The following is a 13,933-nucleotide window of genomic DNA, read 5'->3' as shown; positions in this document are numbered from 1 at the left end:
GTTCGAAACCCCGCAACCAGGAGTGGACGTCATGCGCATTGCCCGTCTTTGCAGTTTGCTGTTGCTGTCAGGAGCCGCGTTCGCCGCGCAGGCGAAGATGGTGGAAAAGCCGGTCGAATGGACGCAGGACGGCACCACCTTCCATAGCGTGCTGGTGTATGACGATGCCGTCGCCACCAAGCGTCCCGGCCTGGTGATGGTGCCCAACTGGTATGGCGTGAACGATGGCGCCATCAAGAAGGCCGAAGGCATTGCGGGCAAGGATTACGTGATCCTGGTCACCGACATGTACGGCGAAAAGATCCGCCCGACCAACGACGACCAGGCCAAGGCCGCGACCAAGCCGCTGTATACCGACCGCGCGCTGATGCGCAAACGCATCGACCTGGCGCTGGAGCAATTGAAGGCGCAGGGCAAGAGCGCGCCGATCGACGTCAGCAAGCTGGCCGCCATCGGCTTCTGCTTCGGCGGCTCCGCCGTGCTTGACCTGGCTCGCAGCGGCGCCGACGTGGCCGCGGTGGTGTCGTTCCACGGCGGCCTGCAGACCGATGACCCGTCGCTGGCCAAGAACATCAAGGCGCGCGTGCTGGTGATGAATGGTGCCGACGACAAGGGCACCATGCCCGACGCCGACAAGTTCATGGACGAAATGCGCGGCAGCAAGGCCGACTGGCAGTTCGTGGTGCTGGGCAATGCGGTGCATTGCTTCACTGAAACCGATCAGCACAGCGCCGGGTGCGCTTATGACGAGCGCACGGCGCAGCGTAGCTATCGTTTGATGCGCGATTGGCTGCATGGGGCGTTCACGGCTACCCCTTGAAGCGCCTGGACGAGGCGCGCATGACGCGCCTCGTCGCCCGCCGCTCAGTCGAGTTCGCGCCAGTGCAGACAGGCGCGGATGCATGAAAAAAGCAACATCAGCGCGATGACGGTAAAGCACGACATCATGAGGTAACTCGTCCAGAAGAAGGCTGGATCGAACGTCATGGAGACGTAGCGATCACTGTCGTAATGCCTGCGGCCGCTGATATCAGTGAATTGCGTGCCTTGGCAGCGCTTCATGAGGCATCGGATGGCGCCAGACGAGAGCACCCGGTAAGAAATCCAGCTCAGCGGGCCGAGCATCGTGGTCGCCACGAGCATGCCCATCAGCACGCCGCTGCGGAACCCGGGGAACGGTTTCTTCCTTTTCGCGTATCCACGCGATTCATTGACGAGCGCGATGACGACGGTGATGACGGCAATGGCGATCATCTGCCACGGCGCCAGCGCGTCGCCGTTCAGCGCTATGCGGTAGGGATGAAACGCGTCCACCATCCACTGTGGGTCGGGCTTGGGCATCATGTCGTCCTTGAACACGCGGGGAGTTCAAGAACGAGTATGGCTTGGGGTGTCGCCTCAGGAAAGGCCCGCCCGGCGCCGTCGATCGGTGAAGTGGGAGTCGCGGGCCGTGCGCGAAAAATCAGAAGCTGCGTTGCACCGAATAATCTGCCAGCGTCGCCATGGCGTCGCGCCACGGCGAATCGGGCAGGGCGCGCAGTGCATCGCGTGCGGCGTCGGCGTGCATCACGGCGCGTTCGTGGGTGCGTTCGAGCGCACCGGAATCGCGGATGGCGGCGATGATGCGGTCGAGCGAATCGAGGCCGCCATGTTCGATGGCGTGGCGCAGCGACTGCTTCTGTTCGGCATCGGCGCGCTGCAGCGCATAGATCAGCGGCAGCGTCGGCTTGCCTTCGGCCAGATCGTCGCCGATGTTCTTGCCCAGGGTGCCGGCGTCCGAGGTGTAGTCGAGCAGGTCGTCGGCGATCTGGAAGGCGTAGCCCAGCTGCATGCCGTAGCGGCGCAGGGCGGTGCACTGCTCCACCGGCAGCCCGCCGAGCAGGCCACCCAGCTCGGTGGCGGCGGCGAACAACACGGCCGTCTTGCGTTCGATCACATTGAGGTAGGCAGCTTCATCGACGTCGGCGTTGCCGATGTTGAGAAGCTGCAGCACCTCGCCTTCGGCGATGGTGTTGGTGGTGTCGGCCAGGATGCGCATGATGCGCATGTCATCGAGTTCGACCATCATCTGGAACGAGCGCGAGTAGAGGAAGTCGCCCACCAGCACGCTGGCCGCGTTGCCCCACAGGGCGTTGGCAGTCTTACGGCCGCGGCGCAGGTCCGATTCGTCCACCACGTCATCGTGCAGCAGGGTGGAGGTATGGATGAACTCGATGACTGCGGCCAGCTTGATGTGATGCTCGCCGTGGTAGCCGGCAGCGTTGGCCGCCAGCACGTGCAGCATCGGGCGCAGACGCTTGCCGCCGCCGGCAATGATGTGGTCGGCGATCTGGTTGATCAGCACCACGTCCGACGACAGGCGTTGGCGGATCAGGGAGTCGACCCGGTGCATGTCTGCAGCGGCGAGCCCTCGAACGGCGGCAAAGTCGGCAGAGCGGCGGGTGTCGGCTTGGGTCGTGGTCATGAGGCAGTCATAGCGTCGTATCACGGGATTATAGAGAGAGTTGGGCGCAAGAAACCGCCGCGACACGGCACCACGGTTGGTTTTTTGGGGTCAAACGTATAATCGGTGACTCATGCGACCCTTTTAAGAAGCCCCGGTGAGCAAACTCTCCCCACTTGAACGACGCAGCGCGCTGACCCTGGCCTGTGTGATCAGCCTGCGCTTGTTTGGCCTGTTCCTGATCATGCCGGTGTTTTCGCTGTACGCGCAGCAGATGCCGGACGCCACGCCGTGGCTGATCGGGCTGGCGCTGGGCGTGTATGGCCTGGGGCAGGTCCTGCTGCAGATACCGCTGGGCCTGTTGTCGGATCGCATCGGCCGCAAGCCGGCGATCACCCTGGGCTTGCTGGTATTTGCCGGCGGCGGCCTGGTGGCGGCCATGTCGCACGGGCTGCTGGGCATCGTGATCGGACGTGCCCTGCAGGGCATGGGCGCGGTGGCGGGTGCGGGCACGGCCCTGGCCGCCGACCTGACGCGCCATGAAAACCGCAGCAAGGTCATGGGCATCATCGGCGTATCCATCGGCGTGGCGTTTCTGCTGGCGCTGATTCTCGGTCCGCCGCTGGAAGCCGTGGCCGGCCTCTCCGGCCTGTTCGCGGCCACTTCCATCCTGGCCCTGGCGGCGCTCGTGCTGCTGTGGCTGATCGTGCCCACCCCGGAGCGGGCGTCCGCGCCGGCAGCAGCCAGCTGGGCCAGTGTTTTGTCGATGTTGCGTGATGGCCGCATGCTGGTGCTCAACGGGTCGGTGTTCTTTCTGCACATGTTGTTGACGGCCAGCTTCGTGGGCTTGCCGCTGCTGTTGGCCAACCGACTGCATTTGCCGGTGAATCGTCATTGGGAGCTTTATCTGCCGGTGATGGTGATCGCGGCCTTTGTGCTGGGCGCCTGCCTGCATCGCATGCGCGATCTCGCGCAAAGCCTGAACCTGGTGGCTGTATGTGTCGTCGCGACCGGGTTGGGGTTGCTGGGATTTGGCCTGTCCGGCGATCACGTGGCGGTGTTGGGGGTGGCGGCGGCGGTGTTCTTCTCCGCCTTCAATCTGCAGGAAGCGGCGCTGCCCAGCCTGGTCTCGCAATTGGCGCCCGGCTCGATGCGCGGTGCGGCGATGGGCGCGTATTCGACCAGCCAGTTCCTGGGCGCCTTCGTCGGTGGCGCGGTCGGCGGCATCGCGCTGGGCCGGCTCGGCACCGATGGCGTATTTCTTTGCGCGGCGGCGCTCACCCTGGTCTGGCTGCCGCTGGTGCTGCTCGGTGCCCGTCATATCGAGGCAGGCCGGGCAGGTCTGGATGCGGCCCCTGCTGCCGGCGGCGCGTAACTCGGCCACGGATGCTCAGAGATGCGGCGGCGTTCCTTGGCATCGGATCGCCCGGCAGTGTATGACGTCGGGCTGATGTGACGGGGCGGCCGAGCTCGCCGTCGTCGCGCGATCTGTCCATCGACGAGGCCGCCCATGTCTGCACGCCCATCCCGCCTATCGCGTCTTTACGCTGTCACGGCCCTCGCCGCGATGACGAGCTTTTACGTAGGCCACGCCACGGCCCAGGAGATCAGCCGCGGCGATCGCTACTCGGGCAACACCTGGGCCTCGCGTTCGCCGGTGATCGCGCAACACGGGATGGCCGCGACCGAGCAGCCCCTCGCCTCGCAGGTCGCCATCGATATCCTCAAGAAGGGCGGCAGCGCGGTGGATGCGGCGATTGCCGCCAATGCCGCGCTTGGCCTGATGGAGCCGGTGCTCAACGGCATCGGCGGTGACTGCTTCGTGATCGTGTGGGATCCGAAAACGCGCAAACTCTATGGCTATAACGGCTCCGGCCCGTCGGCCAAGGGGCGCGACCTGGCCAGGATGCAGGCCGAGGTGAAGGCAGCGTATGCCAAGGCCGGCATGCCGGCGAAGGATCACATTCCTTCAGTGGGTTCGCTGCCTATCACGGTGCCCGGTACGGTGGATGCGTGGTTTGCGCTGCACGAGAAGTTCGGCAAGCTGCCCATCGCCGAGGATCTGGCGCCCACCATCGCCTACGCGAAGGACGGTTTTCCGATCACCCAGCTGGTGGCCAAGTACTGGAAGGGCAACTTCGCCGCGTTCGAGCGCGAGAAGGGCTTGATCGAAGAATTGGACAACGCCCGCCACACCTATCTCATCGACGGACATACGCCAGCCGAAGGCGAGGTGTTTCGCAATCCCGATCTCGCGCGCACGCTCAGCATGATTGCCGAAGGCGGTCGCGATGCGTTCTACAAGGGCGCCATTGCCCACACCATGGATGCCTATTTCAAGCGCATTGGCGGCGACCTGCGTTACGACGATTTTGCGGGCTACCACGGCGAGTGGGTGACGCCGCAGTCGGTGAACTATCGCGGTGTCGACGTCTACGAACTGCCGCCGAACGGGCAGGGTTTCGCGGCGCTGGAAATGCTGCAGATACTCAAGGGTTTCGACCTGCGCAAGATGGGCGTGGGCAGCGCCGATGCCATCACCGCCATGCTGGAAGCCAAGCGCCTGGCCTATGAAGATCTCGCCAAGTTCTACGCCGATCCGAACTTCGTCAAGGTGCCGATGAAGGGCCTGATTTCCGAAGCCTATGGGGAGCAGCGGCGCAAGGAGATCCATCTGGATCACGCCAACCCGTCGATCGGTCCTGGCGATCCGCGCCTGTTCAATGGCGACACCACGTATTTCGCCACCGCGGACAAGGACGGCATGATGGTGTCGATCATCCAGTCCAACTATCGCGGCATGGGCTCGGGCCTGGTGGCCGACGGGCTGGGCTTCATGTTCCAGGATCGCGGCGAGCTGTATTCGCTCAAGCCCAAGGCCGCCAACGTGTACGCCGCGGGCAAGCGGCCTTTCCACACCATCATCCCCGGCTTTGCCATGAAGAATGGCGAGCCGTGGCTGGCCTTCGGCGTGATGGGCGGCGACATGCAGCCCCAGGCCCATGTGCAGGTGCTGACCAATATCATCGATTTCGGCATGAACGTGCAGGACGCCGGTGATGCCGCGCGCTGGCGCCACTACGGCAACGCCGAACCCACCGGCGAGCCCTCGCTGGGCATCGGCAAGGTGGAGATGGAATCGGGTTTTGACGCTGGCGTGAAGGCCGAATTGACACGACGCGGCTATATGATCGAAGCGGGTACGGGCAATTTCGGCGGCTACGAGGCCATCATGTTCGACCCGAAGCAGCGGGTGTACTGGGGTGCCACCGAAATGCGCAAGGATGGCGAGGTCGTCGGCTACTGAGGCTGAGATCGGGTCAGCCTGTTCAGACGAAAAATCGATTGTTTTTACGAGCGCCGGCCCCAATGATGGAGGGGCCGCAAGATGTCATCGGTCGAGGTTTGCCATGGCCCACCACATCATCGAGCTGATCGCCCAATACGGGCTGCTGCTGGTATTCGTCAACGTGCTCATCGAGCAGGCGGGCGTGCCGTTGCCGGCCGTGCCGACCATGATCGTGGCGGGCGCTTTGGCGTCGACCGAGCGTCTGCCGCTGACCGGTGTGGTCGCCGTGGCGGTGCTGGCCTGCCTGCTGGCCGACTACGCCTGGTATGCCGCAGGCCGCTATTTCGGTGGCGGCGTGATGCGCACGCTGTGCCGGATCTCGCTGTCGCCCGACTCCTGCGTGAAGCAATCGGAACTGCGCTTCCAGCGCTGGCGCGGCGGCGTATTGCTGCTCGCCAAGTTCGTGCCGGGTCTCTCCACCGTGGCGCCCCCACTGGTCGGTGCGATGGGTCTGCGGACGGCACCGTTCGTGTTTTTCGATGGCCTGGGGTCGCTGCTCTGGGTGGGTGTGGCGGTGAGCCTGGGCTATGTGTTCTCGACTCAGATCGATGAGCTGCTGGTCACGCTGGCCAATGCCGGCAGCGTGGCGCTGATGCTGATCGGCAGCCTGCTGGTGCTCTACATCATCATGAAATGGTGGCAGCGCCACCGCCTGATCCGCGCCTTGCGCATGGCGCGCATCACCGTGCAGGAACTCAACGACGAACTCAACAAGGGCCGCAATCCGGCCATCGTGGACGTGCGTTCGGAAGCGGCGCGCATGCTCGATTCACGCATCATCCCCGGCGCCTTGCTGGCCGATGTGAACAGCGTCGACATCATCGTCAACGCCGTGCCGCTCGATGCGGAGCTGGTGATCTACTGCACCTGCCCGAATGAGGCCTCGGCTGCGCTGGTGGCCAAGGCGCTGATGTCGCGCGGGTACAAGCGGGTGCGCCCGTTGCTGGGCGGGCTGGATGCCTGGGATGAGGCTGGCTATCCGGTCAATCGCGCGCCGGCGGCGAATGACGGCGACGTGATTTCCCACGCTGTCTGAGCCTGCCCCTGTAGGAGCGCACCCTGTGCGCGACCGCCGACCATAGGGCGGCCTGTTCGGCCGCGTTCGCGCACAGGGTGCGCTCCCACAGGGGAAACGGCGCCCGAGACGCGCCCGGGCAAATTTTTACGGTTTCTATACGCGGCCGGGTGAATTCGCTACCCCTTTCTTATGCGCTGCTTCCGACAATTTGCACCGTTAACTAAGACGGTGAGTCGGACTTCAATGGACGCCCTTTATCTGCTTTTTTCGATCGTGCTGTTTGCGGCGGCGCTCGGCTTTCTGCTGATCTGCGATCGCCTCGGTCGCCGTCCCTGATCGCCTGTCGTCGCCACGGGCGACGACGTTGCTGGCGCGCGCTTTTCCTGCGGGAGATCCACCTATGAACGCTTTCTACCTCGTGGCTGCCGTGATCGCGGTGGCCTTGACGGGCTACCTGTGCGTGGCTCTGCTCAAGCCGGAGTGGTTCGAATGACCACCTTCGATTTCTTCCAGGTTGTGCTTTTCCTGGCCGTGCTGCTTGTGCTGATCAAGCCGGTCGGCGCATACATGGCCCTGGCGTTTGCCGATACGCCCAACGGCGTCAATCGCGTGGGCGGCAAGTTGGAGCGTCTGCTCTACCGCCTCGCCGGCGTGCGCAGCGATGAGCAGATGGGCTGGCGCCGTTACGCCATCGCCATGCTGGTGTTCAACATGCTCGGCCTGTTTGCGGTCTATGCACTGCAGCGCACGCAGCAGTGGTTGCCGCTCAATCCGCAGCATTTCGATGCGCTGTCGCCGGACCTGGCGATGAATACCGCGATCAGCTTCGCCAGCAATACCAACTGGCAGGCCTACGGCGGCGAAAGCGCCATGAGCTACCTGACCCAGATGCTGGGCCTGGCGGTGCAGAACTTCCTCTCCGCAGCGACCGGCATTGCGGTGTTGCTGGCGGTGGTTCGTGGCTTCACGCGTCGCAGCGCCAACAGCGTGGGCAACTTCTGGGTCGACATGACCCGCACCACGCTTTACGTCTTGGTGCCGTTCTCGCTGGTCGTCGCACTGCTGCTGTCCTCGCAGGGTGTGGTGCAGAACTTCAAGTCCTACGTGGATGTGCCGCTGGTGCAGAACACGACGGCCGTGGAAACGGTGAAGGATGCCGCCGGCAATACGGTGAAGGATGCGGCCGGCAAGGACATGACCAAGTCGACCACGGTCACCACGCAGACCTTGCCGATGGGACCGGCTGCCTCGCAGATCGCGATCAAGCAGTTGGGCACCAATGGCGGCGGTTTCTTCAATGCGAACTCCGCGCATCCGTATGAGAACCCGACGCCTTTCAGCAACTTCATCGAGATGCTGGCGATCTTTCTGATTCCGGGCGGTCTTTGCTACACCTTCGGCAGCATGGTGGGTGACCGCCGCCAGGGCTGGGCGATCCTCGCCACCATGCTGCTTATTTTTATCCCGCTCTGCTTTGGCGCCATCGCCGCCGAACAGGCCGGCAATCCTGCGCTGCACGGCCTGGCCGTGGATCAGCAAGCCTCCGCGCTGCAGGCGGGCGGCAATATGGAAGGCAAGGAAACGCGCTTCGGCATCGCCGCCAGCGGTTTGTTCGCCACCATTACCACGGCAGCCTCTTGCGGCGCTGTCAATGCCATGCACGACTCGCTCACCCCGCTGGGCGGCCTGGTGCCGATGTGGCTGATGCAGCTGGGTGAAGTGATCTTCGGCGGTGTGGGCTCGGGTCTCTACGGCATGCTCGCGTTCGCCGTCGTCGCGGTGTTCATTGCCGGACTCATGGTAGGTCGCACGCCGGAATACCTCGGCAAGAAGATCGAAGCGCACGAAATGAAGATGGCCAGTCTCGCCGTGCTGGTGCCTTGCGCCCTGGTGGTGATCTGCACGGCCATTGCGGTGATGACGCCAGCTGGCGTGGCCGGTGTGTCCAATCCGGGTGCGCACGGTTTCAGCGAAGTGCTGTACGCCGTGTCGTCGGCAGCGAACAACAACGGCAGTGCGTTCGGTGGACTTTCCGCCAACACACCGTTCTGGAATGTGCTGCTGGGCGTGTGCATGTATCTGTCGCGCTTCCTGCTCGCCATCGCCATGCTCGCCATGGCCGGCTCGCTCGCCGCCAAGCGCCACGTACCGCCCTCGGCGGGCACGTTGCCCACGCATACGCCGCTGTTCGTCACCTTGCTTGCCTGCGTCGTGGTGGTGGTGGGCGCGCTCACCTTCCTGCCTGCGCTTGCGCTTGGTCCGATCGCCGAATTCCTGATGTCGGTGCGCTGATCAGCGCCCGAAGGAAGCAAATCCATGACAACGACTCATACCCCTGTCCACGGCGTTCGCAGCTTCGATCGCGACCTGATCCTCAAGGCGATCGCCGATTCGTTCCGCAAGCTCTCGCCGAAGCAGCAGTTCCGCAACCCGGTGATGTTCGTGGTGTTCGTGTGCAGCGTGTTGACCACTTTGCTGTGGGTGCAGGCGCTGACCGGCCACGGCGAAGCGCCGACCGGTTTCATCTTCTGGGTGACCATCTGGTTGTGGTTCACGCTGTTGTTCGCGAATTTCGCCGAGGCCTTGGCCGAAGGTCGCGGCAAGGCGCAGGCCGCTGCGCTGCGTGGCTCGCGCAAGGACGTGGTGGCCAAGCGCCTGTCGGCGCCTTACAAGGACGCGCCGATCACCTATACGCCGTCGACCGAATTGCGCGTGGGTCACCACGTGCTGGTGGAAGCGGGTGAACAGATGCCGGGCGATGGCGAAGTGGTGGTCGGCGCGGCAAGCGTTGATGAGAGCGCCATCACGGGCGAATCCGCGCCGGTGATCCGCGAGTCCGGCGGCGATCGCAGCGCCGTCACCGGTGGTACGCGAGTGCTGTCCGACTGGCTGGTGGTGCGCATCACCAGCAACCCGGGCGAGAGCTTTCTGGACCGCATGATCGCGATGGTGGAGGGCGCCTCGCGTCGCAAGACGCCGAACGAGATCGCGCTTACCATCCTGCTGGCCAAGTTCACACTGATCTTCCTGCTCGCCTGCGCCACGCTGCTGCCGTATTCGATCTACAGCGTGCAGGCGGCCGGCGCGGGCAACCCCATCACGCTGACCGTGCTGGTGGCGCTGCTGGTGTGCCTGATTCCGACCACGATTGGTGCACTGCTGTCGGCGATCGGCATCGCAGGCATGGATCGCATGATCCGCGCCAACGTGATCGCCACCTCGGGTCGTGCGGTGGAAGCGGCCGGCGATGTGGATGTGCTGCTGCTCGACAAGACCGGCACGATCACGTTGGGCAATCGCCAGGCCGTGGCTTTTCTGCCGGCGCCGGGCGTCGATGAACATACCCTCGCCGACGCTGCGCAACTGGCCTCGCTGGCCGACGAAACGCCGGAAGGCCGCAGCGTCGTGGTATTGGCGAAGGAACGCTTCGGCATCCGCGAGCGCCAGTTGGAAGAAGGTCACGCCGAGTTCGTGCCATTCACTGCGCAGACCCGCATGAGCGGCGTCAATCTCGGCAATCGCCAGATCCGCAAGGGCGCGCTGGATGCGGTGGAACGCTACCTGGAATCCAACGGCAGCCACTTGCCGCCGCTGGTCAAGCGCATGGCCGAGGACATCGCCCGCCGCGGCGCCACGCCCCTGATCGTCACCGAAGCCGCCACGGCGCTGGGCGTGATCGAGCTGAAGGACATCGTGAAGGGCGGCATCCGCGAGCGCTTCGCCGAGATGCGTCGCATGGGCATCAAGACGATCATGATCACCGGCGACAATCCGTTGACTGCCGCCGCGATTGCTGCGGAAGCAGGTGTCGATGACTTCCTCGCCGAAGCCACGCCGGAAGCCAAGCTCAAGCTGATCCGCAAGATCCAGGCCGAGAACCGCCTGGTGGCGATGTGCGGCGATGGCACCAACGACGCGCCGGCGCTGGCCCAGGCTGACGTGGCGGTGGCGATGAACACCGGTACGCAAGCGGCCAAAGAAGCCGGCAACATGGTCGATCTCGACTCCAATCCCACCAAGTTGATCGAAGTGGTGGAGATCGGCAAGCAGATGCTGATCACGCGCGGCTCGCTCACCACCTTCTCGATCGCCAACGACGTGGCCAAGTATTTCGCCATCATCCCAGCGGCTTTTGCGACGACTTACCCGGCGCTCAACACGCTCAACGTGATGAAGCTCGCCACGCCGCAGAGCGCGATTCTCTCGGCGGTGATCTTCAACGCGCTGATCATCATCTTTCTCATTCCGTTGGCGCTGAAGGGCGTGAAATACCGTGCGTTGGGCGCCGGTGCGCTGCTGCGTCGCAACCTGCTGGTCTACGGCCTTGGCGGCATCGTCGTGCCGTTCCTTGGCATCAAAGTGATCGACATGTTGCTCGTGCTCTGCGGTCTTGCCTAAGCCCCCTCATTACTGACGCACTACTGGAATCTACGGAGTCTTTGCCATGCAAGTACTCAAGCTTTCTGTTTCGCTGCCCGACGACACCCACCCAGACATGGAGCTTCGTCTCTCATCAGACGACTCCGCCTGCGACGTGGTGATCGCATTGCCGGTGCAGGGTCGCCCGCGCGTTCAAACGCGCGACACCCAGGCGCCGAACAGCGAACAGGACGAATACGTGCTCGGCGGTTACGCCGGCATTTGACGTGAGGCCGCGGCACAGCGGCCCACCCCTCTCTACCCACAGAAAAGGACGGCTCGCCCCGAGCCGGTTTCAGGAACACCCATGATGTCCAAGAAGCTTCTTTCGTTTGCACTGTTGATGGCTCTCGCCCCCGCGGGCGAAGCTGCTGCTGCGGTGGCGCCGGTCGCCGGCACCGACGTGACGCCGGCGGCAGGTCTCGATGACGGCTCGGCCGGTGCGCCGGCGGCTTCCGGCGACGACTGCTCGCAGGGTTTCTTCTCCCGTCTCGGCGCGGCCTATCGCGCCGATGCGCAGCCGGCCGATCCCAATGCGCCCGCCGCACCGCGCCGCGCGATGGACGCACCGCTCGATTCACCGCCGTTTCCCAACAGCGAGTGGCAGCTCGGTGGCGTGCCCGCCCCGATCGGCGTGCCGGTGGCTTACGGCCAGTACCCGCTGCAGAAAGCGCTCTCGTGCACCAAGGTCGGTAATTGGATGAAGCGCAACCGCATCGAGATCAACGGCTGGATCAACCCGTCGGCCAATGCAAGCTCGTCCAGCTTCACGAACTATCCGCTGTCCTACGCAACGCGCCCCAATCGCGTGGAATTCGACCAGCTGGTGTTCAACATCACCCGCGTCGAAGACACCGTGCAGACCGATCACCTGGATTGGGGTTTCAACATCTCCACCCTGTACGGCTACGACTATCACTACACGATCACCAAGGGCGTGTTCAGCAATCAGTTGCTGAACCATCCCAATTCGAATGGTCCGCTGCCGGGCAAGGTCTATGGCATCGATCCGATGCTGTTCTACTACGACCTGTACATTCCTTCGGTGGCAGAGGGCATGGTGGTTCGCGTGGGCCGCTGGTTGTCGCTGCCGGATATCGAAGCCCAGTTCTCGCCGCAGAACTATCTGGTTACCCATTCGATCCTGTACACGGTCGACCCCTATACCCAGACCGGCGTGATGACCACCACCAAGCTCAATAGCCAGTGGACGGTGCAGCTTGGCGTCAATGCCAGCAACGACGTTGCACCTTGGAATCATTCGGCGCGCCCGTCGCTTCAGGCTTGCGTGCGCTGGGTGTCGAAAGACAACAATGACATGCTCTACCCCTGCGTGAACAACTGGAACACCTCGGACTACAACTACAACAACGTGCAGATGTACGTGATGACCTGGGGCCACCGCTTCAGCCAGAGCGTGCACATGCAGACCGAGGCTTACTACATGTACGGCCGCAACGTTCCGGGCTTCGGGCCGGATGGCGAGCCGGGCGTGGTGGCGTCGTCGCCGTATCCGGGCAAGGCGGGCGAGTACGGCGTGGTGAACTACCTCAACTTCGAGTTGAACTCGAGCAACATGATTTCGTTCCGCAACGAGTTCTACAACGACCAGAAGGGCCAGCGCACCGGCTACGCCACCAAGTACAGCAGCCACACGCTGGGCCTGACGCACTGGGTGTCCTCGGACCTGGAGATCCGTCCGGAGATCCGTTACGAGCACTCCTACGACGTGAATGCGTACAACGCCGGCAAGAAGAACTACCAGGCGATCGCGCTGGTTGACGCGATCCTCCACTACTAAGGTGAAACCCATGGCTAAGCTGATTCGCAGCGCCATCGTGATGCTGCTCCTGATGACCGTGATCACCGGCGTGGCCTACCCGCTGGTGGTCACCGGTGTCGCCCAGGTGCTGTTCCCGTCGCAGGCGAACGGCAGCCTGATCGACAGGGAAGGCAAGCCGATCGGCTCCACGCTGATCGGCCAGTCGTTCGACGACCCCAAGTATTTCTGGGGTCGTCCTTCGGCGACCTCGCCGCAACCCAATAATGGGCTGTCGTCGTCGGGCTCGAACCTCGGGCCGACGAATCCGGCGTTGACGGATGCCGTGAAGCAGCGCATTGAAGCGCTGCGTGCCGCGGATCCTTCGAACACTGCAGCGGTGCCGGTGGATCTGGTGACCGCGTCGGGCAGTGGTCTTGATCCGGAGATTTCGCCCGCGGCGGCGGCTTACCAGGTGGCGCGGGTGGCGAAGGTGCGCGGGTTGAGCGAGTCGCAGGTGAGGGCAATGGTGATCATGGCGACGACGGGGAGGCAGTTTGGGATGTTGGGTGAGGCGCGGGTCAATGTGCTTAAGTTGAATTTGGCATTGGATGGGCGGTGAGTCATCACTTCTCCCTCTCCCCACCGGGGAGAGGGCTGGGGTGAGGGGCGGGTGCTCGCGGGAACGTTTCATCTTTGCCGTCGTCCTGGCGCAGGACGGGATCCAGAGTCTCGGTTTCTGGTTGTCGCGTTACCGCCAGCGTGCCGCCTACGACGCAAAGCTAGTCCCTGTGGGACGCGGCGGGCGTTTCGAACGGCTGCCGCCGCTCGAGTCACTTTTCTTTTGCTGGCCCACGCACGCGCAGGAGCGCGTGCGAACGGCGAAGCCGGCCCGAAGGGCGGAGGGCAGGATGCCCGGAGTAAAAGAAAAGTAACCCAAAGAAA

General features: G+C 63.8%; 12 protein-coding genes. 10 read left to right on the top strand and 2 right to left on the bottom strand.

The genetic code is table 11. The features are described from left to right. The first annotated feature begins 31 nt into the window (after positions 1-31). Positions 32-820 carry a dienelactone hydrolase family protein gene (locus AC1DKY_RS14010; protein WP_441604387.1) on the top strand — a complete coding sequence of 263 codons (789 nt, stop codon included), beginning with the start codon at positions 32-34 and terminating at the stop codon, positions 818-820. Between the two features lie 44 nt (positions 821-864). Here the strand turns inward: AC1DKY_RS14010 and AC1DKY_RS14005 are convergent, their stop codons facing one another. Beyond that, a complete protein-coding gene (locus AC1DKY_RS14005) occupies positions 865-1,359 on the bottom strand; it encodes a hypothetical protein (RefSeq protein ID WP_441604386.1) in 495 nt (164 codons plus the stop codon). 103 nt (positions 1,360-1,462) lie between these two features. After that, entirely contained in the window at positions 1,463-2,464 is a 1,002-nt protein-coding gene (locus AC1DKY_RS14000; RefSeq protein WP_441604385.1) for a polyprenyl synthetase family protein, read from the bottom strand. A gap of 136 nt (positions 2,465-2,600) precedes the next feature. Between AC1DKY_RS14000 and AC1DKY_RS13995 the strand changes: the two genes are divergently transcribed. The 9 genes from AC1DKY_RS13995 (at position 2,601) to kdpC (ending at position 13,610) form a co-directional block, all read left to right on the top strand. Then, on the top strand, positions 2,601-3,818 hold the full coding sequence (locus AC1DKY_RS13995; protein WP_441604384.1) for an MFS transporter: 1,218 nt from the start codon (positions 2,601-2,603) through the stop codon (positions 3,816-3,818). Positions 3,819-4,010: 192 nt separating this feature from the next. After that, on the top strand, positions 4,011-5,750 hold the full coding sequence (locus AC1DKY_RS13990; RefSeq protein WP_441604514.1) for a gamma-glutamyltransferase family protein: 1,740 nt from the start codon (positions 4,011-4,013) through the stop codon (positions 5,748-5,750). A gap of 103 nt (positions 5,751-5,853) precedes the next feature. Next, the gene (locus tag AC1DKY_RS13985; RefSeq protein WP_441604383.1) at positions 5,854-6,828 is read left to right on the top strand and encodes a VTT domain-containing protein; all 975 of its coding nucleotides are present in this window, start codon (positions 5,854-5,856) and stop codon (positions 6,826-6,828) included. 382 nt (positions 6,829-7,210) lie between these two features. Next, positions 7,211-7,303: a K(+)-transporting ATPase subunit F gene (gene kdpF / locus AC1DKY_RS13980; protein WP_121882515.1), complete on the top strand. Its 93-nt coding sequence runs from the start codon at positions 7,211-7,213 to the stop codon at positions 7,301-7,303. Further along, entirely contained in the window at positions 7,300-9,102 is a 1,803-nt protein-coding gene (gene kdpA / locus AC1DKY_RS13975) for a potassium-transporting ATPase subunit KdpA (protein ID WP_441604382.1), read from the top strand. The genes kdpF and kdpA overlap by 4 nt, the downstream gene beginning before the upstream one ends. A 24-nt stretch (positions 9,103-9,126) precedes the next feature. Beyond that, on the top strand, positions 9,127-11,208 hold the full coding sequence (gene kdpB / locus AC1DKY_RS13970; protein WP_441604381.1) for a potassium-transporting ATPase subunit KdpB: 2,082 nt from the start codon (positions 9,127-9,129) through the stop codon (positions 11,206-11,208). A 46-nt stretch (positions 11,209-11,254) separates the two neighbouring features. Further along, a complete protein-coding gene (locus AC1DKY_RS13965) occupies positions 11,255-11,455 on the top strand; it encodes a hypothetical protein (RefSeq protein WP_441604380.1) in 201 nt (66 codons plus the stop codon). Between the two features lie 84 nt (positions 11,456-11,539). After that, positions 11,540-13,030: an outer membrane beta-barrel protein gene (locus AC1DKY_RS13960; RefSeq protein ID WP_441604379.1), complete on the top strand. Its 1,491-nt coding sequence runs from the start codon at positions 11,540-11,542 to the stop codon at positions 13,028-13,030. Between the two features lie 10 nt (positions 13,031-13,040). Beyond that, the gene (gene kdpC / locus AC1DKY_RS13955) at positions 13,041-13,610 is read left to right on the top strand and encodes a potassium-transporting ATPase subunit KdpC (RefSeq protein WP_441604378.1); all 570 of its coding nucleotides are present in this window, start codon (positions 13,041-13,043) and stop codon (positions 13,608-13,610) included. The last annotated feature ends 323 nt before the right edge of the window (positions 13,611-13,933 follow it).

The organism is Dyella sp. 01N448 (assembly GCF_056399225.1).
This window is presented reverse-complemented; position numbering and strand designations above follow the sequence as displayed.